We start from the raw sequence: 22,666 nt of genomic DNA on the forward strand, positions 1-22,666 counted from the left end.
CGGCCGGTACGCCCCTCAGACCCGACGCCTGAGGCCGCGTACGGCCAGCGGCGCGAAGATCACCGCGATGCCGGCGCCCCACAGCAGCGTCTGGAGCACCGGCCCGGCCACCGGCCCACCGACCAGCAGGCCCCGCAGCGCGTCGGCCACCACTGTCACCGGGTTGACCTCCACCCAGTTCTGCAACCAGCCGGGCATCCGGTCGGTCGGGACGAAGATGTTGCTGGTGAAGGTCAGCGGGAAGATCACCATGAAGCCGAAGATCTGCACCTTGTCCGGTTCACTCACCAGCACCCCGACGAGCACCGAGATCCAGGACGCGGCCAGCGTGAACGCCAGCAGCAGCGCGAACGCCCCCACCACGCCGAGCACGCCGTTGCCGACCCGGAAGCCGAGGATCGACCCGACGCCGAGCAGCAGCGCGATCGACCACGCCTGCTTGACGGTGTCGGCGAGGATCCGGCCGGCCAGCGGCGCCCACCGGGCGATGGGCAGCGCCCGCAGCCGGTCGAAGACGCCCTTGGTGAGGTCGTTGTTCAGCCCGAACCCCGTCGTCATCGTGGCGAAGAGCGCGTTCTGCACCATGATGCCGGGCAGCATGAAGGTGAGGTACTCGCCGGACGAGCCGGCGATGGCCGTGCCGAAGACGTAGGTGAACAGCAGCACGAACATCACCGGCTGGATGCTGAGGTCGAGCAGCTCCATCGGGTTGTGTTTGATCTGCACGAGGCTGCGCCAGGCCAGCGTGAAGGTGTGCCGCAGCCCGGCGGCGACTCCGAGTCGCCGGGCCGGGGCGAGCGCGGGACTGAGCGTCACGGAGGTCATGCCGGGGTCCTTTCCAGGTCGGTGTCGGCCGGGGCGTCCTCGGCCCGGTGGCCGGTGAGGGAGAGGAAGACCTCGTCCAGGCTCGCGCCGCGCAGCGCCAGCTCGGCGACCGGGATCTCGGCCGCGTCGAGGCGGCTCACCATGACGGGCAGTACGCGCGGGTCGTTCACCGCGACGGTGACCGCGGTCTGTGCGACCTCGGGGGTCACGCCGGCCACCTCGCCGGCGATGGCGACCACGGTGCCCAGGTCGCTGAGGTCGACCGGACGCACGGTGAGGGTCTGCCCGCCGGTCTTCGCCTTCAGCTCCTCCGGCGTCCCCTGGGCGATCACCCGCCCGTGGTCGACCACGGCGATCTCGCCGGCGAGCTGGTCGGCCTCCTCCAGATACTGGGTGGTGAGCAGCACCGTCACCCCGTCCGCGACCAAGGTACGGACGACGTCCCACAGGTCGTTGCGGCTGCGCGGGTCCAGGCCGGTGGTCGGCTCGTCGAGGAACAGCACCTGCGGCCTACCGACCAGGCTGGCGGCGAGGTCCAGTCGCCGCCGCATCCCGCCGGAGAACGTCTTCACGGCCCGGTCGGCGGCGTCGCTCAGCCCGAAGTCGTCGAGCAGTTGCCGGCCCCGCTGCTTGGCGTCGGCCCGGCGCAGGCCGAGCAACCGCCCGATCAGCAGCAGGTTCTCCGCGCCGGTCAGGGTCTCGTCGACCGAGGCGTACTGGCCGGTGAGGCCGATCAGCTGACGCACGCGGTGGGCGTCGCGGACCACGTCGAAGCCGCCCACGGTGGCATGTCCCTCGTCGGCGCGCAGCAGGGTGGCGAGCACCCGTACCGCAGTGGTCTTGCCGGCGCCGTTCGGCCCGAGCAGACCGAAGACCGTCCCGGTCGGGACCGCCAGGTCAACTCCGGCGAGGGCGGTGGTGGCGCCGAAACGCCGCACCAGACCCTCGGCGCGGATCGCGTGGTCCATCGCAACTCCTGTCGTCTGCGGGTGATGACACCACCATGGGCGACAGGGCTGACATCCCGCCGATCCCGCGCTGACGTTACGACGACCGACGCTGACATTCCGCCTATTTAGCTGCGGGAAGACGCCGCGCCGCCGCCGCCCGCGAGGGGCGACGGCGGCGGCGGGTGCGACTCAGGCCAGGTTCGACGACCGGGGGTACGCGTCGGTCGGGTCGGTGAGCACGTTCACCAGGTACGGCACTCCGGCGTCGAACGCCCGCTTGAGGGCCGGGCCCAGGTCGGCGGCCTTGGCGACCGTCTCCCCGGCGCCGCCGAGCGCGCTGACCACCGTGTCGTAGCGCAGCTCGGGCTGGAGGTCGGCGGCGACGTCGTAGCCGTACATGGCCTTCATCGGGTGCTTCTCCAGCCCCCAGATGCCGTTGTTGCCGACGACGATCACCACCGGCAGCTTCTGGCGGACCAGCGACTCGACGTCCATCAGCGAGAAGCCGGCCGCGCCATCGCCCATCAGCACGCAGATCTGCCGGTCCGGGTGGCTGACCCGGGCGCCCATCGCGTAGCCCATTCCGGTGCCCAGGCAGCCGTACGGGCCCGGGTCCAGCCAGGTGCCGGGCTGCGACGGCTCCAGGTACCGACCGGCGTACGAGACGAAGTCGCCGCCGTCACCGATGGTGATCGCGTCCGGGGCGAGGGCCCGGCGCAGTTCGCCGTAGATGCGGGCCGGCCGGATCGGGTCGGTCTCGGCGGCCATCTCGGCGGCGTCCCGGGCCTTCGCCGCGTCCTCGGCGACCCGCAGGTCGGCGATCCAGTCGGTGTGGTCGGCCCGGTCACCGGCGTGGTCGGCCAGCGCGGAGAGGATCAGGCGCAGGTCGCCGGCCGGGGCCACGGCCGGCTGCACGTGCGTGGCGCGCTGGCTTGGCGCGTCGACGATGTGCACCACCTTGGCGTCGCCGAAGTCCCCGAAGCTGAGCCGGAAGTCCAGCGGCGTGCCGACCACCACAACGACGTCGGCGCCGGAGAGCGCGGCGCGGCGGGCCTTGGCGAAGGCGAGGGGATGCTCCGGGGGCAGGGAGCCGCGGCCCATGCCGTTGGTGAAGACCGGCACCTGCAACGCCTCGGCCGCCTCGCGCAGGGCGGCCACCGCGTCGCCCGCGTACACGTCCGAGCCGGCGATGATGACCGGCCGCTGCGCACCGGCGATCAGCGTCGCGGCCCGGCTGACCTCGTCCGGGTCCGGCTCGACGGGGTCGACGCCGGACGGCGCGGGCAGGTCGGCGTCGGCGACCGAGAAGACGGTCTCCAGCGGGAAGTCCAGGAAGACCGGTCCGCGGTGCGGGGTGAGCGCGGCGGTGAGGGCCGCGCCCACCGCACGCGGGATGTCGTCGGTGCTGAACACCGTCTCGGCGTGCTTGGTGACCGGGGCGACCAGCGGCAGGTGGTCCATCTCCTGGAGGCTGCCCGATCCCCAGCGGAACGCTGGTGCCCGGCCACCGAGCACCAGCACCGGGGACGCGTTGAAGAAGGCGCTGGTCATGCCCGAGATGCCGTTGGTGACTCCCGGCCCGGCGGTGAGCACGGCGAGGCCGGGACGGCGCTGGAGCTTGGCCACCGCCTCGGCGGCGAAGACCGCGGACTGCTCGTGCCGGACGTCGTAGATCGGGAAGTCGGCCTTGTGCGCGGCGTCGTACAGCGGGAAGACGTGCCCGCCGGACAGCGTGAACATCTCCCGTACGCCGTGGGCGCGTAGTGCCGCGAGGGCCAGTTCTCCGCCGTGACCCTCGATCCGCTCCGTCATTCGCCGCTCCCCTTCGTTCCTCATGACCGAGGCCCCACGCTACTGGCCGGTAGGAACAATGTGAACCGTTCTCAGCTAAGGGCCTGTTTTATAAGGGCGGTCGAGCCGAGGCGGAGTCCGGGCGGCGATCCGGCAAGGCGCGGTTTCGTCCGGATACCGGTGTTGTATCCGGACGAAACCGCAACGCCGTCGGTCGTCGTCCGGGCCCGCCGCAGGCCGGCCAGTTCTTATAAAACAGGCCCTGACCGTCAGCGGCCGGTGAAGTCCGGCTTGCGCTTCTCGACGAACGCCGCCATGCCCTCGCGCCGGTCGTCGGTCGCGAACAGCGCCGCGAAGAGCTGACTCTCCCAGGCCAGGCCGGAGTTCAGGTCCATGTCCAGGCCGCCGTCGACAGCCAGCTTCGCCGCGCGCAGCGCCTGCACCGGCCCATTGAGGTACGGCGTGACGAGCGCGACCGCCGCGTCGTACACCTCGGCAGCCGGGGCGACCCGGTCGGCCAGGCCGATCCGCAGCGCCTCCTGCGCGTCCACCATCCGCCCGGACATGATCAGATCCTTCGCGCGTGCCGGCCCGACCAGGCGGGCCAGCCGCTGGGTGCCGCCCGCACCGGGGATGATGCCGAGCCTGATCTCCGGCTGGCCGAGCTTGGCGTCCTCGGCCACGACCCGCCAGTCGCAGGCCAGCGCCAGCTCGCAGCCCCCGCCCAGGGCGTAGCCGGTGATCGCGGCGACCACCGGCTTGGGGATGCGGGCGATCGCGCCGAGCGCGCTGGAAAGGGCAGCCGCCCGGTCAGCCATGTCCACGTAGGACATGTCGGCCATCTGCTTGATGTCCGCCCCGGCGGCGAAGACCTTCTCCCCGCCGTACACGATGACGGCGCGGACCTCGGGGTCGGCGGTGGCCGCCGTGGCGGCGGCGCGCAACTCCTCCTGCACCTGGGTGTTGAGCGCGTTCATCGGCGGCCGCTCCAGCCGGATGGTGCCGATGCCGTCAGTGGTCTCCAGCCGAACGAACTCGCCCACGCTGCCCTCACTTCCTCGTCGAAGTCGCGTGCCAACCTTACGACCCGGCTCGTTGGGGTAAGTAGTGTGTGTCAGCCCCTCGGGCGGGAGTCCAGCCATGATCACGTATTACGACGACAGGTCGGTGCAGGTCACCTCCACCGCCGTCCAGGTCGACGGCCGCAGCTACTCGCTGGCCGAGATCACCATGGTCTGGCACCGCCGGGGCAGCCGCTCCTGGCGGGTGCTGGTCGGGCGAGGCGCGCTCGGCGCCGCGCTGGCCGGCCCACTTGTCGCGGCCGTGCTCGGCATCGGCCTGGCCGTCTGGCTGCACCGCTCCCCCACCGTGACCATCGCCATCGTCGGCGCCTCGGTGCTGGTCGGGCTGGCCGTCGGCCCGGTCGCCGACTTCCTCTTCGAATACCTGGACCGCTCGTACGCCAGGGGCAGCCGGCAGATGGAGATCTGGGCCCGCTGGCGCGGGCAGCCGGTGCGGTTGCTGCACACCGGCGACGCCCTGCGCTTCGGGCAGATCTACCGGGCGGTGCAGCGCGCGATGGAGCACACCCAGCCAGCCGCCCGGCCCACCGCGCGCCGCTAGCCCCCTCGCCGTTCGCCGATCTGGGGCAGTTCCGTCGACCGCTGACGGAACTGTCGCGGCCGCCGCCGAGGCGCGCGAGTTGCCTGCCGGTGGTTAGGCTTAGTGATGACCCTCTATTACCGGGACGACGCGGTGCAGGTGACCTCCGAGTCGATCCGGGCCGGCGGTCAGGTGATCGCCCTGCCCGACGTAACGTTCGTCTGGCACGAACGAGGGCAGAAGACCCTCGCCGTACGCGGCCGGGTGCTGGGTCGCGGTGTGCTGGTCCTGCTGCTGTCGCTGCCGCCCCTCGTCGCGCTGGTCTGCGTGGTCTCGCTGGCCTGGTCGGCACAGGATCGGGGCAACTGGCAACTGGCGCTGATCATCCTGGCCGCCTGCGCGGTGGGGGCGCTGGCGCTGGCCCCGTTCCTGGAGATTCCCCTCGGCTGGCTGGACCGCTCGTACGAGCGCGGCAGCCACGTGCACGAGCTGTGGGTGCAGCACCACGGTCAGGAGCACATGCTGCTGCGCACGCCGGACGCGCTACGGTTCGGGCAGATCTACCGGGCCGTGCAGCGCGCCGTCGAACAGCAGGGGGACCATCGATGACCACCCGACGTGGCGAGGCCGTCGCGCTCGCCGGGCTGCTCGCCACGGCCGGCGTCACCCACCTGCTGCGCCCCAGTTTCTACGACCCGATCGTGCCGCGCGCGCTGCCCGGGCCGGCCCGGCTCTGGACGTACGCCAGCGGGGTCGCCGAGCTGGCGGTGGCGGCGGCGGTGGCGCACCCCGCGACCCGGCAAGCCGGCGGTCGGGCCGCCGCAGCGCTGTTCGTCGCCGTGCTGCCGGCCAACGTGAAGATGGCTGTGGACTGGCGGCACCGGCGGCCGTCGAAACGGGCCGTCGCCTACGGCCGGGTGCCTATGCAGGTCCCACTGATCTGGTGGGCGCTGCGGGTCGCCCGCGCCGGCCGCTAGACCCCCGGCCGGGCCTCAACTCGACGGCGGAGCCGTCAGGCCAGGGGCAGGGTGGTGGCGATCGGCCAGCCCAGCAGGGCGGCGCCCACGAGCGCCGGCAGCCAGCGCGGGGTCGCGTACCGGCGCAGCACCGCCGCCCACAGCACGTGCCAGCCGAGCAGCACGGCGAACAACGGCACCACCAGCAGCACGAACCCGGGTGCCAGGCCGACCACCGCCGACGTGCTCAGCACGAGCACGGTGACCGCGACGACAAGCAGACGACGCCAGGTCCGGCCGGCCGCGACCTGCTCGACGCCCAGCAGGAACAGCAGGCACGCGCCCAGCACCACCGGGAGCAACCACCAGCGGGCGCCGACCGGCAGCGCCGAGGTCAGCCCGAGGTGGATCGGCAGCCCCACGGCGAGGACGGCGTACGCCGTCAGCGCCAGCGCGGCGACTGTGGTCCGTGCCGGCGTACGACGAGCGGTCTCGTCCACGGCCACGCCGGGCGCTCGCGTCGCGGCGGGCAGCCAGCGTTGGCCACCGCTCACCAGCAACCCGCTGACCAGCAGGAAGCCCGTGACGTATCCGCCGACCGCGAGCGGGAGACGGTTGGTCGGCAGGACGGCGGCCGCCGCCGCCGCGAGACCGCCCGCGAGGACGGCCAGCCCGAGCAGGACGAGACCACGCAGCGGCGGCCGGCCGGCGGCCGACGCCGTTCCTGCGCCGGCCCGCCGGCCCAGGAGCAGGGCAGCCAACGGGACGACGCCGATGGCGAACGCGAACACCAGCAGCGCCGCCCCGGCGAGCCGGACCAGCGGTCGGGGCGACGCGCTCCCGTCGACGCTGGGCAGCCAGCCGGCGATCTCCTCGTGGGTGCGGGGCGCGAAGAGCACCGAGATGTGCTCCACCCCGGGCACCACCACCACTGGCCGCCGGCCGACCGCCGCCCCGCGCCGCACCGCGTCGTCGGCCGCGCGCCGGAACGCGGGAAACTCCGCGCCGCCGACGATGAGCAACAACTCCGCCGGGCGACCCGGCGGCAGTTCGCCGGAGCCGGGCAGTGAGATCGCCACGGTCCGGGCGATCTCCGGATGCGCGGCCGCGTACCGGGTCACCGCGCCCGCGCCCATCGAGTGACCCACCAGCATGATCTGGGTCGGGTCCACATCCGGCTGGGCGCGCAGATGTGCGACCGCGGCGTCCAGGTCGGCGGCGAGCGTCGCGGGTGACATGTCGGGGCCGAGTCGGGCCGCGTTGGCGCCGTGCCCGGCGAAGTCGAACAGCAGGGCTACCGCTCCTCGGCGGGCCACGGTGTCGGCGATCGGGCGCATCAGCCGCCCCGAACCGGCGAACCCGTGCGCGATCACCACGCCGGGCCGCCGCGCGTCCGGTGTCGGCGGGCCGGCGCGTACCTCGGTCATCGGCACGCCGTCGACGGTGACCTGCCGCACGGAGAGGCCGGCGTCCGCGCGGACCAGCACCGCCGTGCCGAGCGCGGCGGCCACCGCCGCGAGCACGGCGAGCAGGACGGCCGCGCGGGTGCTCGGAGGGTGGTGCGGCGAGGCGGCCGACATGCCGGCACCCTACCGCCGCGGACCGCACCGGTGATCGCCCGCGAGCGGTTGTGGCGGGGCCGACGCACACTTGTTCCCATGGCGATTCCCCTCCCCACACCAGGCGCCGTGGTCGGCCTGACCCGCTCCGCCCTCGATCAGGCGCTCGGCTCGGCGGCCTCGTTCGCCGCCGTGCCCGCCCGCGCGTTCGCGGTGCTCGACGGGGTGGAAGCGCTGCTGGCCAGGATCAACGGCGTGGTGGACCGGATCGAGACGACCCTGGACCGGACCGACGCGGTGCTCACCGACGCCGAGGCGGCGGTCCGCGAGGTGGCGGTGATCAGCGCCGCCGCGACCACCGCCATCGACACCGCCAGCGAGGTGGCGACGGCCGCCGCCGTGGTGGTCACCGAGGCCGAGAAGGTCGCGCACCTCGCCGGCACTGTGGTCACCGAGGCCGAGGCGGTGGCCGGCAGCGCCGCGGTCACCGTGGGCACCGCCGCGCAGGCGGCGACCACGGCGGCGGAGCTGCTGGCGGCGTACGAGCCGGCGCTGCGGCGGGCCGCGCCGATGACCGGTCGGTTCGTCGAGGAGCTGAGCCACGAGGAGATCACCGCGGCGATCCACCTGATCGACGAGTTGCCCAAGCTCAAGGAGCACCTGACCGCCGACATCCTGCCGATCCTGGCGACGCTGGACCGGGTCGGGCCCGACCTGCACGACCTGTTGGACGTCACCCGTGATCTCAAGCTCGCCGTGGCGGGCATCCCCGGTCTCGGCATGCTGCGGCGACGCGGCGAGAAGCTCAGCGACGAGCCTGCCGGCTGAGACCCACGCGCCGGCCGCTGGTCGGTGGCCGGGTCAGCAGTCGCAGGTGATCGTCCCCCTTGGTGCGGTCAGCTCGTCGACGGGACGTCGGGTCAGCCCGGTCTCCGTCTCCACCGGCAGTCCCTCCCGTACCCAGTACTCGAACCCACCGAGCATCTCCTTGACCGGAACACCGAGCCGGGCGAACTCCAGCGCCGCCCGGGTCGCGCCGTTGCAGCCCGGCCCCCAGCAGTAGGTGACCACCGCCGTGCCGGCGGGGATCAGGTCGGGCGCCCGGGCGGCGATCTCGGCGGTGGGCAGGTGCACCGCTCCCGGCAGGTGCCCCTGCGCCCAGCCGGCCACGCCCCGGGAGTCGACCACCACCAGCCCGGGGGTACGGGCCGCCAGGTCGGCGTGCACGTCACTCACATCGGTCTGGACGCTGAGTCGGGCGGAAAAGTGGGCGACTGCGACGTCCGGAGCGGCCGGCGGGACAGCGAAAGCAAAGGTCATGACACTGATCGTGGCCGCACCGGGCGGCCGGGACGAGTGGCGGGAACGACGTCCTGCGCTAACATCCCGCCATGCCGAACAGTGCGGTGGAGACGCGCCCGCGCCCGCTGCCAACGCCGCGACGGCCGGCCGCTCACCGCGTCGCCGTGCTCGCGTACCCGGGGATGTCGGTGTTCGAGACCGGCATCGTCACCGAGGTGTTCGGGCTGCCGCGCCCCGAGTTCGACGTCGACTGGTACGACCTGGTGATCTGCGCCGAGAAGCCCGGGCCGGTCCCGGTCGTCGGCGGAGTCAGCCTGCACACCCCGTACGGCCTGGCGGAGCTGGCGGCGGCGCGGACGGTGATCGTGCCCGGCGTGCCGGACGTGACAGCCGACCCGTCGCCCGCCCTGGTGGCGGCGCTGCGAACGGCACACGCACGCGGCGCCCGGATCATGTCGATCTGCTCGGGCGCGTTCGCGCTGGCCGGCGCCGGCCTGCTGGACGGGCGGCGGGCCACCACCCACTGGCGGTACGCGGAGCTGCTGGCACGGCGGTACCCGCGCGTCGAGGTGGACCCGGACGTGCTCTACCTCGATGACGGCGACCTGCTCACCAGCGCCGGCAGCGCCGCCGGCCTCGATCTCAGCGTGCACGTGGTGCGGCGTGACCACGGGGCGGCGATCGCCAACGCGGTCGCCCGCCGGTTGGTGATCCCTCCGCACCGCGACGGCGGACAGGCCCAGTTCGTCGAGGCGCCGGTGACCGCCGATCCGGACGACGACCGGATCGCCGCCAGCATCGACTGGGCGCTCGCGCACCTCACCGAGCCGTTGAGCATCGCCCGGCTCGCCGCGCGGGCACACATGTCACCGCGCACCTACCTGCGGCACTTCACCCGAGCCACCGGGACCAGCCCGATCCGGTGGCTCATCGACCAGCGGGTCCGGGCCAGTCTGGCGCTGCTGGAGGAGACCGAAGCCCCGATCGAGCAGATCGCCGGCGCGGTGGGCTTCGACACCCCGGTCACCTTCCGCCACCACTTCGGACGGATCATGCTGACGTCACCGTCGGCGTACCGGCGGGCCTTCCGCACGGGCGCCGGCCGGCCGGCGTGACGTGGTCGGGCGTACCGACGTCGCGGTGCCCGACGACGGGTCAGCCGGGCGCGTACAGCGCGTCGATCTCGGCACGGTGCGGCAGGGCCACCGAGGCGCCGAGCTTGCGTACGCAGGCCGCGCCGGCCGCCGCCGCCCAGCGCACGGCGTCGACGACGTCCCGCCCCTCGCCCCAGCCGACCGCCAGCGCGGCAGTGAACGCGTCACCGGCCGCCGTGGAGTCGACCACGTCGACTCCGACGGCGGGCACGTGCACCTCGGCGCCGTCCCGATCGACGTACCAGGCACCCGCGTCGCCGAGGGTGAGCACGGCGCGGGGCACCAGGTCGAGCAGCGCGCGGGGCTCCTCCCGGCCGCGACCGGTGAACGCCTGCGCCTCGCCCTCGTTGACGACCAGCAGGTCCACCGCCTGAAGCAGCTCCGGTGGGAGGTCCCGGGCCGGTGCGGCGTTGAGGATCACCCGGGTGCCGGCGGCCTGGGCGGCCAGCGCGGCGGCGGTCACCGTCTGCACCGGGATCTCCAGCTGGGCGACCAGGACGTCCGCCCCGCGCACCGTCGCCAGTTCCTCGTCGGTGAGGCCGACCAGCGCGTCGTTCGCGCCGGGGGTTACCAGGATGGCGTTCTCCCCCTGCGCGTTGACCATCACGAGCGCCACACCGGAGGCGCCGTAGACCACCCGAAGGTGGCCGGTGTCCACGCCGGCCGCCGTGATCCGGGCCCGGAGCGTCACGCCGAACGCGTCGGAGCCGATCGCGCCGAGGAAGGCGCAGGAGGCGCCGGCCCGGACCGCGGCGATGGCCTGGTTGGCGCCCTTGCCACCGGGCACCATCACGAAGTCGGTGCCGAGCATGGTCTCGCCCGGCCGGGGCAGCGACGGCGCCATCGCGACCAGGTCCATGTTGGCGCTGCCGACCACCACCACCCGGGTCTGCGACACGGTCACCCGCTCAGGCGGCGCGCGCGGTGTAGCGGTCGCCGGACCGCTCGACCACCAGCGGCAGACCGAAGGTCTTGGAGAGGTTGTCGCCGGTCACCGTCTCGGCGAGCAGACCCTGGGCGACGACGGCGCCCTCGCGCAGCAGCAGCGCGTGGGTGAACCCGGGCGGGATCTCCTCCACGTGGTGGGTGACGAGCACCATGGCGGGGGCGTCCGGGTCGTACGCCAGCTCGGCCAGCCGGGTGACCAGGTCCTCGCGGCCACCCAGGTCGAGCCCGGCGGTGGGCTCGTCGAGCAGCAGCAGCTCCGGGTCGGTCATCAGTGCCCGGGCGATCTGGACGCGCTTGCGTTCGCCCTCGGAGAGCGTGCCGTAGCGGCGCTCGGCGAGGTTGCCGACACCGAGCTGGCTGAGCAACGCCCGCGCCCGGGCCTCGTCACCGCGGTCGTAGCTCTCCCGCCAGCGGCCGACCACCGACCAGGCGGCGGTCACCACCACGTCGCTGACCTGCTCGTCGGCGGGGACCCGCTCGGCGAGCGCGGCGGTGGAGAGCCCGATGCGGGTACGCAGTTCGTTGACGTCGGTGCGGCCGATCCGCTCACCGAGCACGTGCGCGACGCCGGTGGTGGGGTGTAGCCGGCCGGCGGCCAGGTTGAGCAGGGTGGTCTTGCCCGCGCCGTTGGGGCCGAGCACCACCCAGCGCTCGTCCAGCTCGACCCGCCAGGTCAGGTCCTGCAGCAGGGCGGTGCCGGAGCGGCGTACGCCGACGCTGTCGAGGCTGACCACCAGATCCGGGTCCACGGGAGCGGCGGCAGGCGCGGCGCCGGCAGCGCCGGGGATCAGGTCACCAGTCACCCGACCATCCAACCACGCAGCGTCGGGGTGCCCCCCATGGGCGGCGCCCCCGCCATAGGGTGAGGCACCGTGTCGTTGATCACCACAGCCGGAGGACGACAGATGCCCGATCGACGTGTGGAGTCGCGCGGATGAGCGCGGTCATCGAGATCGAGGGTCTACGCAAGACCTTCCGCAGCGTGCGCCACGGCCCACGGGTGGCGGTCGACGGGTTCGACCTGCTGGTCGAGGCCGGGCAGATCCACGGCTTTCTGGGGCCCAACGGCTCCGGCAAGACGACCACGCTGCGCGCCCTGCTCGGGCTGGTCCGGGCCGACGGCGGGCGGATGACGGTGTTGGGCGAGCCGTCGCCGGAGCTGCTGCCCCGGGTGGCCGGCCGGGTCGGCGCGATCGTGGAGAGTCCGCAGTTCTTCGGCAACTTCACCGGGCGCCGCACACTACGGCTGCTGGCGCGCGCCGGTGGGGTGTCGATCTCCCGGGTGGACGAGGCGCTGGAGCTGGTGGGTCTGCGCGACCGCGGCGACGAGCGGGTGAAGGGTTACTCGCTGGGCATGAAGCAGCGCCTCGCGGTGGCGTCCGCGCTGCTGAAGGATCCGCGGCTGCTCATCCTGGACGAGCCGGCGAACGGTCTCGACCCGGCCGGCATCCGCGAGATGCGCGACCTGATGCGGTCGCTCGCGGCGGCCGGGGTGACCGTGCTGGTGTCCAGCCACATCCTGGGCGAGATCCAGCTGATCTGCGACCACGTCACGATCATCTCGCGCGGGCGGCGGGTGGCGGCCGGCCGGGTGGACGAGGTGCTGGCGGGTCACGACCGGCACGAGTTCCTGGTCCGGGTTGCCGAGCCGGTCCGCGCCGCCGAGCTGCTGGGTGCGGCGGAGCTGACGGCTGCCGTCGAGGGTGACGCGCTGGTGGTGAGCGGGGCGACCGATCCGACGGTCATCAGCCGGGTGCTGGGCGAGCAGGGGCTGTGGGTGAGCGAGCTGACGCCGATCCGGCCCGATCTGGAGAGCGTCTTTCTGGAGCTGACCGGCGGCGGCGAGCATCCGTCGGTCCCGCGCCAGGTCGACGACTGGGCGCGGCCGTCCGGCGCCGACGACGCCGTGATCGATCTCGACGTACGGGGAGTGGACGCGTGAACCTGGTCCGGGCCGAGTTGGAGCGGCTGTCCGCGCGCCGCTTCGTGCAGCTCATGGTCGTCCTGCTGGCGCTGGCGTTCGCCGTCACGGCGGCGACCACACTGGCGGGCTCGCACAAGCCAACCTCCGCCGAGCTCAGCTCTGCGCGGGCGCAGGCCGCCGAGACGCTGCAGCGCATGGAGGACACTCACCAAGCGTGCCTGGCCCGGCAGAACGGCACGCTTCCGCCCGGCTACACCGACGAGTACCTCCCGGCCGACTGCTCGGAGGTGGACCCCATCCGGCAGGACCGGTTGCCGATCGCGGCCGACTATCTGCCCGGGGTGTTCAGCTTCGAACAGCAGGCCCGCCCGCTGCTCTACTTCCTCATCGCTTTCCTGGTGCTGTTCGGGTTCCTGGTCGGCGCCTCGTACATCGGGGCCGATCTGAACTCTGGCGGTGTGGTGAACCTGCTGCTGTGGCGACCGCGCCGGCTGACGGTGCTCGGCGCGAAGCTGGGCACCCTACTCGGCACGGTGTTGGCGCTGGCGGTGGCGGCCTCTCTGGTCTACCTGGCGACCTTCTGGGTGATCGGGCAGACCGCCGGGCTGGCCGGCCAGTTGAGCGGCGACTTCTGGCGTTCGCTGGGCGCGATCCACGGACGCGGCCTGGTGCTGGTGCTGCTGGCCACGGCCCTGGGCTTCGCCATCGCGACGCTGGGCCGGCACACCTCCGCGGCGCTCGGCGTGGCCGCCGCGTACGCCGTGGTGTGGGAGCTGGGCGCCCGGCTGGTGCTGGAGATCGTCGACGCCCGGCGGCCGGACCGGTGGATGCTCTCCAGCCACATCGTGGCGTGGCTCAACGGCGAGGTGCGTTTCTGGGACAATCAGCTCTGCACAAGCAGCTCCGGCACCGGCTCCTGCTCGGGCTTCTACAGCCTGACCTGGGGCCCGTCGCTGGTGGTGCTGCTCGTGATCACCGGTGGCTTGACCATGGCGGCGTTCGCCACCTTCCGTCGCCGCGACCTGATCTGAGGTCCACCCGGGCCGCCCGCCGTGGGCGGCTTGGCAGCCTGGCCCGGCAACGGGTTGCAGCGTCGCTGCCACCGGTGAAATATTCCTTCACATGACCGCCCCAGCGGGCTCAGCCGACGGTGGAGCCGAACACCTCGTCGCGGACGGCGTCCAGGGCGGTGCGCAGCGCGCCGCGCAGGATCGGCTCCTCGGTGAGGCCGGTGGGCACCACCCGCGGCCGGACCAGGGTGATCGCCGCGACCTCCCGTTGCACCCGGTCGGCGAGTGCCGTCCCGCCGGCCTGGCCGACCTCACCGGCCAGCACGACCAACGGCGGGTCGAGCACCACACAGGTGCTTGCCACGCCGAGCGCGAGCCGACGGGCCAGCTCGTCGAGCATCGGGCCGCCCGCGGCGCCACCGGCGACGGCCGCGCGGACGGCCTCGGCGGCGTCGCTGGCCGGGTAGCCGTGCTCGCGGGCCACCGCGCGTACCGAGTCGCCGCCGATCACCTGCTGGAAGGCCGGCTTGGCACGCCGCGAGACGTCGCGCGGGATCGGCGCTCCGGGCACCGGCAGGTAGCCGATCTCACCGGCCGCGCCGCTGCTGCCGTGGTGCAGGCGGCCACCCAGCATGATCGCCAGGCCGACGCCGGCACCCACCCAGACGAGGACGAAGTCGGCCACGCCCTGCGCGGCGCCGGACTGCGCCTCGGCCACCGCGGCCAGGTTGACGTCGTTCTCGAAGACCACAGGCGTGTGCAGGTCGTCGCGCAGCGCGGCGAGCAGGCCGCTGTGCCAGCGCGGCAGGTTGAACGCGAAGGTGATGTCGCCGGTGTGCGGGTCGACCAGGCCCGGCGTGCCGAGCACGATCCGGCGGACGCTGCTGAGCTGAGCCTGGGCGCTGCTGGCGGCCTGCACCACTGCGTTGTGCACCACGCCCACCGGATCGTCGGTGTCCCGTGTCGACTGCTCCACGCGGCCGATGACGGCACCGGTGATGTCGGCGCAGGCGGCCACCACGCGGTCCGGCCCGACGTCCACGCCGACGACGTGGGCGCTGTTCGGACGCACCGCGTAGAGCTGGGCGTTCGGCCCCCGCCCGCCGGCCTGCTCGCCGACCCGGCTGACCAGGCCGCGCTCCTCCAGCCGCTCGACGAGTTGCGAGGCGGTGACCTTGGACAGCCCGGTCAGCTCACCGAGCCGGGCCCGGGTGAGCGGCCCACGCTCCAGCAGCAGTTCCAACGCCGCGCGGTCGTTGAGCGCCCGCAACAGGCGGGGGGTGCCGGGCAGCCGGGTCGCACTCATGCCACGTCCTCTAGTTTTAGTAAACTTTGCTAACTGTAAACCGACCTGCGAACGGGTAGCCGTAGCGTAACGGCCACCCGGAGGCAGAGCGCTCGGCCGACCCGGCAGGGCGACGACCACCGCGGGTACGACGCTCGTGCCCGAAGGACCGAAGGGGGAGATCACGTGGGGCTCGATCCAGGACTGCGTCGGCTCGCGCTGGGCACGTTGCTCGCCGCGTACCCGGGACCGGTCCCGCCGGACTGGGCGGTCGACCTCGTGGCCGACGGGCTGGCCGGGCACACGCTGTTCGGCACGAACGTGCACGACCCCGCGCAGGTGGCGGCGGGCACCGCGGCGCTGCGCGCCGGCCGGGCCGACGTGCTGATCGCCATCGACGAGGAGGGTGGCGACGTGACGCGGCTGGCGCACGCCACCGGCAGCCCGTACCCGGGCAACGCCGCGCTCGGCGCGGTCGACGACGTGGAGCTGACCCGACGGGTCTACCAGTCGATCGGCGCCGAACTGGCCGCGCTCGGCATCACCGTCAACCTCGCACCCACCGTCGACGTGAACACCGCCGACGACAACCCCGTGATCGGCACCCGCTCCTTCGGCGCCGACCCCGTCCGGGTGGCCGCCCACTCGGCCGCCGCCGTGAGCGGCCTGCAGTCCGCAGGCGTCGCGGCCTGCGCCAAGCACTTCCCCGGCCACGGCGCCACCATCGCCGACTCCCACCACGAGCTGCCCACCGTGGACGTACCGCTGGAGGTGCTCCGCCAGCGGGACCTGCCGCCGTTCGCCGCGGTCGTCGCGGCCGGGGCGCGTGCCGTGATGACCGCGCACATCCGGGTGCCGGCGCTGACCGGAGACGACCCGGCCACCTTCAGCCGGGCCGTCCTGGTCGACCTGCTGCGCACCGAGTACGGCTTCACCGGCACGGTGATCACCGACGCGCTGGAGATGAAGGGCGCCGCGGTGGCCGCCGGGGGCGTCGGACCGGCCGCGGTCCGGGCCCTGTCGGCCGGCGCCGACCTGCTCTGCATCGGCGCGAAGGTCGACGCCGCGCTCGTCGAGCGGGTGGCCGCCGAGATCGCCGAGGCGACCGCCGACGGTCGGCTGCCGATCGCCCGGGTCGAGGAGGCGGCCGGCCGCGCCGCCGCACTCGCCGCCTGGACCCGGGCCGCCGGCGCGTCACCGACCGCCGCCGACCCCGATCTGGGGTACGCGGTGGCACGCCGGGCGGTGCGGGTGCACGGGGCGCTCACCGGCCTGGACGAGCCGCTGGTGGTGCAGTTGCACACCGAGTCCACCATCGCCGAGGGACGGGTGCCGTGGGGCCTCGGCCCGCACCTCGACGGCACTCGGGAGATCCGGGTGATCGCCAGCGAGACCGACCCGGCCACGCTGCGCGGGCTGGCCGGCGAGCGTCCGATCGTGCTTGTCGGACGACACCTGCACCGGCTGCCCGGCGGCCCGGAACTGATCGCCGACCTGGCGGCCCAGCACCCGGTGACCGTGGTGGAGATGGGCTGGCCGGCACAGTGGCGCCCAGCGGGCGTACGCGCCTTCGTCACCACCTACGGCGCGAGCCACGCCAACGGCCGCGCGGCGGCCGAGGCCCTGGGTCTGGCGCACTGAGTCTCGACGCCGTCCGGTCGGGCTCCAGGGCTCGACCGGGCGGCTCTCAGCGCTGCGCCACAGTGTCCACAGTCACCTGTCGCCTCTTCTTGAACATGTTCAATGCCCGATCTAGGCTGAAGTCGTCGGTAGTTGAACACGTTCAAGGAAGGCGTCCACATGGACATCAAGGTCTGGATGTACGTGATCTACCTGGCGGTCAGCGTCGGCCTGACCATCTGGGTGGCTCGAGCGCTGTCCCGCAACGGGCAGGTCTTCCTGGAGGAGGTGTTCGCCGACGAACGACTCGCCCGAGCGGTCAACAGCCTCCTGGTGGTCGGCTTCTACCTGCTCAACCTCGGCTACGTCACGGTGGCCATGAAGCACCCCGACCCGGTGCTCACCACCAGTCAGGCCATGGAGGAGCTGTCCCTCAAGATCGGCCTGGTGCTGCTGGTGCTCGGCGCGCTGCACTTCTTCAACGTCTTCGCACTGGGCCGCTACCGCCGCAGCCGTCTCCGCCAGCTCGCCACGCACCCGCCCATCGCACCGATCGGCCGGCTCCCCATGCCACCCGCACCGCACAGCGCACACCCGAGCGGGCCCTACCCGGTCGGCGCACAGCCGGTCGGGCCCTACCCGACGGGACCCCAACCGGTGGGACCACAGCCGGTGGGACCACAGCCGGGCGCCGCACAGCCCCGCGCGGCACAGCCCGGCGCCGACGGGCCGGGGACCAACCCCGCGACCCGATGACCGCCGCACCGGTCGGCGGGCCCTCGGATCCCACCGCGTTCGGGGGCGGTGGGGACCGGGGGTTCACCGTCCTGTTCGACGCGAACTGCCCGATCTGCCGGGCCGCCCGCCGGTGGCTCGCGTCCCGCGCCCAACTCGTACCCCTGGAGTTCGTGCCGGCCGGCTCGACCGAGGCCCGGCGGCGCTTCCCCGGCCTGGACCACGACGCGACCCTGCGTGACCTGACCGTCGTGGCCGACACCGGCGAGGTGTACGCGGGCGACGGCGCCTGGTTCGCCTGCCTCTGGGCGTTGGCCAACCACCGGTCGGCGGCCGAACGGCTGTCCCGGCCGCATCTGCTGCCGCTGGCCCGGCAGGTGGTGGCGACCGCCTCCGCGATCCGGGAACGGGTCCGCGATCCGTGGGCCGAGTCGACCGACGAGCCGGCGGGATACCGTGACCCCGATGACCGAGCAACAGGCGCCGACGACCACTGCGGGTGAACCTGCGACCGCCCGGGGCGAGCAGACCCGGCAGCTGATCCGGGACACCGCGATGCGGCTGTTCCGCGAGCGCGGCTACGCCCAGACCACGATGCGGGCGATCGCGCAGGAGGCCGGCGTCGCGGTGGGCAACGCCTACTACTACTTCGGCTCGAAGGACCACCTGATCCAGGAGTTCTACGCCCAGTCCCAGGTCGAGCACCGGGCGAAGGCCCAACCGGTGCTCGACCGGGAGGTGACGTTCGGCGACCGGCTGGCCGGGGTGCTGCACGCCGGCATCGACGTGCTGACGCCGTCGCACGCGTTCGCGGCGACCTTCTTCAAGACCGCGGCCGAGCCGACCTCTCCGCTCAGCCCCTTCTCGGCCGAGTCGTCCGGCCCCCGGCAGGCGGCGATCGAGCTGTTCGCCGAAGTGCTGACCGGCTCGACCGCCAAGGTCGACGCGGAGTTGCGCCCCGCACTGCCCGAGCTGCTCTGGCTGGCGTACATGGGCGTCGTCCTCTACTGGGTGCACGACCGGTCGCCCGGTCAGGTCAAGACCCGGCAGTTGATCGACGGTGTGGTGCCGCTGATCGACCGGCTGGTCGCGTTGTCGCGGCTGCGGGTGCTCCGCCCGGTGACCCGACAGGTGCTCGACCTCATCCGCACGCTGCGTCACTGACCGGTTCACACCCAACGCGCGGCTCCGCCGCAGGTCAAGTCCGTTATTCGACACTCCGACCCGACAGCTCGCACCTTGCACCGGGCACATTCGATACGTAGCGTGATCGACATCGGATCGACCCGTCCACCGACGCGGCCGATCGCCCGAGAACCGGGGCCTGGGGGCAGGTTGCGGACCGTGGATCCGGCCCGGGATCCACGGTCCGCGCACTGGGACCGGCGCCCGGCGACCGCCCCGCCTCAGCGCGGATAGACCCCGTACGCCCGCCAACCCCGGTCCGGGAAGCCCGCCGCCTCGGCCACCCGGGCGGAGGCGTGATTGTCCTTCTCGTGCAGGTACGTCGGCACCGCCCCCTCGTCCAGGACCCGCCGCGCCGCCTGCGCCACCAGCCGACGGGCGAGGCCCCGGCCCCGAGCCGCAGGCGCGGTGCCGATGGCCAGTTCGTGCCCGTACGCGTCGTGGCGTTTTATCCCGGCTCCGGCGAGATAGGCGCCGTCCGCGTCGCGGACCACGAGCACCTGCCGGTCGAAAAGCCGCAGCCAGGGCGGCAGGCCGGGGGCTGTCGACTCGGTCCACTCCCCCACGTCGGGCAGCGGCGCGGGAGACAGACTCCACCGGAACGGACCGTCGTGCACGCAGAAGGCGGGCAGGCCGACGGCTTCCGGCAGTGCCGCGAGCATGCGCTCCGGAGCGCGCTCGACCAACGCCCGGATCGCCGCCACCCGGTCCGGCGCGACGGAGAGCACCGCGCTCCGACCGGTGTCGACGGCGAGGGCCGGTCGCAGCCGCCCGTCCCAGGCCGGCCTGAGGCGACGATGCGAGGCGACCACGTGCAGCCCCGGGCCGGCCGGCCACTGGCCGAGCCACGAGGCCAGGTGCAGCTGGAGCCGCCGGTCGAGCATGCCTACCTCCCGTCGCCGGACACGTCGTGGATCACCGTACGCGCAGCGGCCCGCGCGGGCGGGCCTTCCCGTCGGGACCGGGTGACCGGGCCCGTGAATGCGTCGGACATGGTGCTGCCCGAGATGCGGGAACCGGGTGGCGAGATCGACCGTCATAGGTATTTCCATACATGGACACCTTTGTTTGGGACGGTATGGTCATGCCGATTCAGCCGAACGACCGCTTCCACCAGGACCCCACGCGACTCTGGCGGGCAGCGGAGGTCGCCGGACCCCTTCCGGCCCAACCGCGCTACCGGGTGACCCGCACGACGGACACCCTGTCCTGGGCCAAGCTGAACAGACTGCCGGCCGGCAGCTCCAGCCGGCACGGCCTCAACACGCGCTGACCCGCCGCAACGGCCCGGCCAGCACCGAAGGCGGCCTCTGACGCTGGTTGGGGACGACACACCGCAGGAGGACCAGCGCCGGCATTCGCACACCTGTCGGGTAATTTCTTCCAGGTCCGGCACCCCGGCCTACGACAGGAGAAGCTCCGCGCATGGGCAAGAAGACGATCCACGTCTCCGACTTCACCGGCACCGTTCTGCAGCAGGACGACGAGGTGGTTCGTGTCGTCGTCCTGGAGCACCCGGACCTGGTCGCCGGGCCCGTGCAGCTCGACGCCACCCCGGGCGAGGTGGAGAGCATCGACGACGCCGCGCTGGACGTGGCGGTGGTGGAGATCCACGACCGGCACGGCGGCGGCGAGCCACGACGGGTGGTCCTGACCGCCAGCGAGTTCGACGCGATGGCCACCGACGTCCCGATGGCGCAGTTGCTGAAGACTGCCGAGCGGGTCCGCCCGCCCAAGGCCCGCAAGAGCGCCGAAAAGATCGACTACGGCACGCTGGAGCACGCCGGCAAGCCGCACCGGGGCCGGGTCACCGAGGAGGAGGCCCGACTGGTCCGCGAGCAGCTCGACGAGGTCAACAAGCGGCTCGCCGACGCGGGCGTACGCCAGATCGACCCGGCCGATCCGGAGCACGCCCTGCGCTACGGCTTCCCCGAGGTGTCCTGATCCCGGGTACTCACTTCTTTCCGACGGCGGCGGCGAGGGCGGCGGACAGGTCGCCCTCGACCGCCGCCTTGTCCAGGCCGAGGTTGGTGAGCACGCCAGCGCCGTCCTCCTGCTCCAGCAGGGCGAGCAGGATGTGCTCGGTGCCGATGTAGTTGTGCCCGAGGCGCAGCGCCTCCCGGAAGGTCAGCTCCAACGCCTTCTTGCCGCGCGCGTCGTACGGGATGAGCTCCGGAACCTGCTCCGCGCGCGGTGGGAGGACGGCACCGACCGCCTCCCGCACCGCCTCGGGGGTGGCGCCCCGACCGGCCATCACCCTGGCGGCAAGGCCCTCCGGCTCGGCCAGCAGGCCCAGCACCAGGTGCTCGGGGCCGATCTCGGCGTTACCGCTGGCACGGGCCTCCTCCTGCGAGGCCACCACCACGTTGCGGGCCCGGGGGGTGAACCTGGCGAAGCCGGCGTTGGGGTCGAGCGCCGCGGCCTCGGTGGAGCCCTTCGCCACGAAGCGCTTCTGCGCGGCCTGCTTGCTGACCCCCATGCTGCGGCCGATGTCGGTCCACGAGGCGCCCGAGCGCCGGGCCTGATCGACGAAGTGCCCGATCAGGTGGTCGGCGACCTCGCCGAGGTGGTCGGCGGCGATCACCGCGTCGGTGAGCTGGTCGAGCGCGTCGGTGTGCGCCTTCTTGATCGCCTGGATCAGGTCGTCGAGCTTGACTTGGTCGTTCATCTGGAAAGGTTCGGTCATGCGTCAACCATAGGTTGACGATCTCTCGTCGTCAACCACGAGTTGACGCACTGTCGTGCTCACTCGACGAACTCCGGAAGGCGCTGGGCGACGGACGCCGGTGCGGGCATCCGCGCGATCTCCTCGGCGACGTCACGGACCGCCGCGCGCTGCGCGGCGTGCGGCGCGAGCAGACGTCGGGTCTGCTCGGCGACCGCCTCCGCATCCACCTCACCCGGTAGGAGCCGCAGGGCGACACCGGCGGCGCTGAGCGCCTCGGCATCGGCGAACTGGATGGCGCCCTGCGGAATGAGCACCTGCGGCACGCCTGCCGCGAGCGCGCCGAGGGTGGTGCCACTGCCGCCGTGGTGCACCACCACGTCCACGAGCGGCAGCAGCTCCGCCTGCGGCACCCAGCGGTGCACGGTGACCCGGTCGGGGATGTCGCCAAGCTCTTCCGGGGGCACGCGACCCGCGGCGACCACCACCTGCGCATCCAGCGTCGCCAGACCGGCGATGGCCGTCCGGAGCAGCTCCGGCGTGCCGAACGCGGTGCCGAGGGACAGGTAGATCAGAGGCCGGTTTGTCCGGTGTCGCACCGCCGGGGGCAGCGGGGCCGGCGTCGAGAAGGCGACCGGCCGCAGCTCGATCCGACGCTCGGTGGCGAGGAACGTCTCGTCCTGCAGGGAGGGCGGCCAGATGTCGAGATGCGGGCGGCCGGCGACCTCGGCGTTCGCGGTGGGCAGTTCGAGGCCGATGCCGTGGGGAAACAGACGACCGAACCCGTGCCACAGGCCCGGGATGCCGGCCCGATGGGCGGCGACGGCGGCTCCCGGCATACCCCACTCGTGCACCACCAGGTCGGGTCGAAGACGCGCCAGCTCCGGTTCCAGATCCTCGGCGTACGCCTCGTAGAAGACGTCGCCGGGGCGGAACGGCCGTAGGCCGTTCGCGGCGAGCGGCGCGTGCACCGCCTCGCCAACGGCGAAGTGAACGTCATGACCGGCCTCGCGGGCGGCGATGGCCAACGGGATCAACGGGTAGGTGTGACCGACGGACGCAAGACTGGCGAACAGCACGCGCATGGCGCCGCACGCTACCCGCCGCACCGTCGGCCCGGCCCGTCGCGCCGGCCCGTATACGGTGAGCCCGGCT

Annotated in this window: 25 protein-coding genes; 13 read left to right on the forward strand and 12 right to left on the reverse strand. The window is 73.1% G+C overall.

Translation table 11 applies throughout. From position 1 onward, the window contains the following. Window positions 1-15: 15 nt before the first annotated feature. From ACLQ27_RS16240 to ACLQ27_RS16255, 4 genes are all read right to left on the reverse strand, one after another. Window positions 16-825 carry an ABC transporter permease gene (locus ACLQ27_RS16240; RefSeq protein WP_357494133.1) on the reverse strand — a complete coding sequence of 270 codons (810 nt, stop codon included), beginning with the start codon at window positions 823-825 and terminating at the stop codon, window positions 16-18. Then, a complete protein-coding gene (locus ACLQ27_RS16245; protein WP_357494131.1) occupies window positions 822-1,793 on the reverse strand; it encodes an ATP-binding cassette domain-containing protein in 972 nt (323 codons plus the stop codon). The genes ACLQ27_RS16240 and ACLQ27_RS16245 overlap by 4 nt, the downstream gene beginning before the upstream one ends. 171 nt (window positions 1,794-1,964) lie before the next feature. Beyond that, window positions 1,965-3,587 carry an acetolactate synthase gene (locus ACLQ27_RS16250; protein WP_357494129.1) on the reverse strand — a complete coding sequence of 541 codons (1,623 nt, stop codon included), beginning with the start codon at window positions 3,585-3,587 and terminating at the stop codon, window positions 1,965-1,967. A 248-nt stretch (window positions 3,588-3,835) separates the two neighbouring features. Then, window positions 3,836-4,609 (reverse strand): enoyl-CoA hydratase/isomerase family protein, encoded by a 774-nt coding sequence (locus tag ACLQ27_RS16255; RefSeq protein ID WP_357494127.1) that lies wholly within the window; start codon window positions 4,607-4,609, stop codon window positions 3,836-3,838. A gap of 97 nt (window positions 4,610-4,706) precedes the next feature. Between ACLQ27_RS16255 and ACLQ27_RS16260 the strand changes: the two genes are divergently transcribed. The 3 genes from ACLQ27_RS16260 (at window position 4,707) to ACLQ27_RS16270 (ending at window position 6,145) form a co-directional block, all read left to right on the forward strand. Further along, window positions 4,707-5,189: a DUF6232 family protein gene (locus ACLQ27_RS16260; protein WP_357494125.1), complete on the forward strand. Its 483-nt coding sequence runs from the start codon at window positions 4,707-4,709 to the stop codon at window positions 5,187-5,189. A 105-nt stretch (window positions 5,190-5,294) separates the two neighbouring features. Next, window positions 5,295-5,777 (forward strand): DUF6232 family protein, encoded by a 483-nt coding sequence (locus ACLQ27_RS16265; protein WP_234581355.1) that lies wholly within the window; start codon window positions 5,295-5,297, stop codon window positions 5,775-5,777. Then, a complete protein-coding gene (locus tag ACLQ27_RS16270) occupies window positions 5,774-6,145 on the forward strand; it encodes a DoxX family protein (protein WP_425867426.1) in 372 nt (123 codons plus the stop codon). Before ACLQ27_RS16265 ends, ACLQ27_RS16270 begins: the two co-directional genes overlap by 4 nt. 35 nt (window positions 6,146-6,180) lie before the next feature. On the opposite strand, the gene ACLQ27_RS16275 is transcribed toward ACLQ27_RS16270, so the two are convergent. Then, a complete protein-coding gene (locus tag ACLQ27_RS16275) occupies window positions 6,181-7,704 on the reverse strand; it encodes a dienelactone hydrolase family protein (protein WP_425867427.1) in 1,524 nt (507 codons plus the stop codon). 78 nt (window positions 7,705-7,782) lie between these two features. Between ACLQ27_RS16275 and ACLQ27_RS16280 the strand changes: the two genes are divergently transcribed. Continuing rightward, the gene (locus ACLQ27_RS16280; protein ID WP_234581361.1) at window positions 7,783-8,511 is read left to right on the forward strand and encodes a hypothetical protein; all 729 of its coding nucleotides are present in this window, start codon (window positions 7,783-7,785) and stop codon (window positions 8,509-8,511) included. Between the two features lie 33 nt (window positions 8,512-8,544). Here ACLQ27_RS16280 and ACLQ27_RS16285 read toward each other — a convergent pair whose 3' ends face one another. Beyond that, window positions 8,545-9,003: a rhodanese-like domain-containing protein gene (locus tag ACLQ27_RS16285; RefSeq protein ID WP_425867429.1), complete on the reverse strand. Its 459-nt coding sequence runs from the start codon at window positions 9,001-9,003 to the stop codon at window positions 8,545-8,547. A 71-nt stretch (window positions 9,004-9,074) separates the two neighbouring features. Here ACLQ27_RS16285 and ftrA point away from each other — a divergent pair, with 71 nt between their 5' ends. Beyond that, on the forward strand, window positions 9,075-10,100 hold the full coding sequence (gene ftrA, locus ACLQ27_RS16290; RefSeq protein WP_425867430.1) for a transcriptional regulator FtrA: 1,026 nt from the start codon (window positions 9,075-9,077) through the stop codon (window positions 10,098-10,100). 40 nt (window positions 10,101-10,140) lie between these two features. On the opposite strand, the gene ACLQ27_RS16295 is transcribed toward ftrA, so the two are convergent. Both ACLQ27_RS16295 and ACLQ27_RS16300 read right to left on the reverse strand, forming a co-directional pair. Continuing rightward, window positions 10,141-11,037 carry a ribokinase gene (locus ACLQ27_RS16295; RefSeq protein WP_357573758.1) on the reverse strand — a complete coding sequence of 299 codons (897 nt, stop codon included), beginning with the start codon at window positions 11,035-11,037 and terminating at the stop codon, window positions 10,141-10,143. A 10-nt stretch (window positions 11,038-11,047) separates the two neighbouring features. After that, window positions 11,048-11,890: an ABC transporter ATP-binding protein gene (locus tag ACLQ27_RS16300; RefSeq protein ID WP_234581363.1), complete on the reverse strand. Its 843-nt coding sequence runs from the start codon at window positions 11,888-11,890 to the stop codon at window positions 11,048-11,050. Between the two features lie 131 nt (window positions 11,891-12,021). Here ACLQ27_RS16300 and ACLQ27_RS16305 point away from each other — a divergent pair, with 131 nt between their 5' ends. Together ACLQ27_RS16305 and ACLQ27_RS16310 are read left to right on the forward strand one after the other, a co-directional pair. Next, window positions 12,022-13,029, forward strand: a complete 1,008-nt coding sequence (locus ACLQ27_RS16305; protein ID WP_234581366.1) for an ABC transporter ATP-binding protein — start codon at window positions 12,022-12,024, stop codon at window positions 13,027-13,029. Beyond that, window positions 13,026-14,042, forward strand: coding sequence for an ABC transporter permease subunit (locus ACLQ27_RS16310; protein ID WP_357494114.1), 1,017 nt, complete (start codon window positions 13,026-13,028; stop codon window positions 14,040-14,042). Before ACLQ27_RS16305 ends, ACLQ27_RS16310 begins: the two co-directional genes overlap by 4 nt. Before the next feature lie 109 nt (window positions 14,043-14,151). Here ACLQ27_RS16310 and ACLQ27_RS16315 read toward each other — a convergent pair whose 3' ends face one another. Next, complete coding sequence (locus ACLQ27_RS16315) at window positions 14,152-15,327, reverse strand: ROK family transcriptional regulator (RefSeq protein WP_234581370.1); 1,176 nt, start codon at window positions 15,325-15,327, stop codon at window positions 14,152-14,154. A gap of 165 nt (window positions 15,328-15,492) precedes the next feature. Between ACLQ27_RS16315 and ACLQ27_RS16320 the strand changes: the two genes are divergently transcribed. From ACLQ27_RS16320 to ACLQ27_RS16335, 4 genes are all read left to right on the forward strand, one after another. Next, a complete protein-coding gene (locus ACLQ27_RS16320) occupies window positions 15,493-16,947 on the forward strand; it encodes a glycoside hydrolase family 3 N-terminal domain-containing protein (protein WP_425867434.1) in 1,455 nt (484 codons plus the stop codon). A 159-nt stretch (window positions 16,948-17,106) separates the two neighbouring features. Then, a complete protein-coding gene (locus ACLQ27_RS16325; RefSeq protein ID WP_425867436.1) occupies window positions 17,107-17,682 on the forward strand; it encodes a hypothetical protein in 576 nt (191 codons plus the stop codon). Next, entirely contained in the window at window positions 17,679-18,164 is a 486-nt protein-coding gene (locus ACLQ27_RS16330; RefSeq protein WP_425867438.1) for a thiol-disulfide oxidoreductase DCC family protein, read from the forward strand. The genes ACLQ27_RS16325 and ACLQ27_RS16330 overlap by 4 nt, the downstream gene beginning before the upstream one ends. Continuing rightward, the gene (locus tag ACLQ27_RS16335; protein ID WP_357494106.1) at window positions 18,127-18,825 is read left to right on the forward strand and encodes a TetR family transcriptional regulator; all 699 of its coding nucleotides are present in this window, start codon (window positions 18,127-18,129) and stop codon (window positions 18,823-18,825) included. Before ACLQ27_RS16330 ends, ACLQ27_RS16335 begins: the two co-directional genes overlap by 38 nt. Before the next feature lie 242 nt (window positions 18,826-19,067). On the opposite strand, the gene ACLQ27_RS16340 is transcribed toward ACLQ27_RS16335, so the two are convergent. Beyond that, on the reverse strand, window positions 19,068-19,730 hold the full coding sequence (locus ACLQ27_RS16340; protein WP_357494104.1) for a GNAT family N-acetyltransferase: 663 nt from the start codon (window positions 19,728-19,730) through the stop codon (window positions 19,068-19,070). Window positions 19,731-19,930: 200 nt separating this feature from the next. Between ACLQ27_RS16340 and ACLQ27_RS16345 the strand changes: the two genes are divergently transcribed. Together ACLQ27_RS16345 and ACLQ27_RS16350 are read left to right on the forward strand one after the other, a co-directional pair. Beyond that, on the forward strand, window positions 19,931-20,119 hold the full coding sequence (locus ACLQ27_RS16345) for a DNA repair protein (protein ID WP_425867440.1): 189 nt from the start codon (window positions 19,931-19,933) through the stop codon (window positions 20,117-20,119). Between the two features lie 152 nt (window positions 20,120-20,271). Then, the gene (locus ACLQ27_RS16350; protein ID WP_357494102.1) at window positions 20,272-20,790 is read left to right on the forward strand and encodes a hypothetical protein; all 519 of its coding nucleotides are present in this window, start codon (window positions 20,272-20,274) and stop codon (window positions 20,788-20,790) included. A 10-nt stretch (window positions 20,791-20,800) separates the two neighbouring features. Here the strand turns inward: ACLQ27_RS16350 and ACLQ27_RS16355 are convergent, their stop codons facing one another. Together ACLQ27_RS16355 and ACLQ27_RS16360 are read right to left on the reverse strand one after the other, a co-directional pair. Then, window positions 20,801-21,532, reverse strand: a complete 732-nt coding sequence (locus ACLQ27_RS16355; protein WP_234581381.1) for a Clp protease N-terminal domain-containing protein — start codon at window positions 21,530-21,532, stop codon at window positions 20,801-20,803. Window positions 21,533-21,591: 59 nt separating this feature from the next. Further along, complete coding sequence (locus tag ACLQ27_RS16360; RefSeq protein WP_425867441.1) at window positions 21,592-22,596, reverse strand: glycosyltransferase; 1,005 nt, start codon at window positions 22,594-22,596, stop codon at window positions 21,592-21,594. Window positions 22,597-22,666: the final 70 nt, after the last annotated feature.

Source organism: Micromonospora sp. DT63 (assembly GCF_049841615.1).
Taxonomy (GTDB): Bacteria; Actinomycetota; Actinomycetes; order Mycobacteriales; family Micromonosporaceae; genus Micromonospora.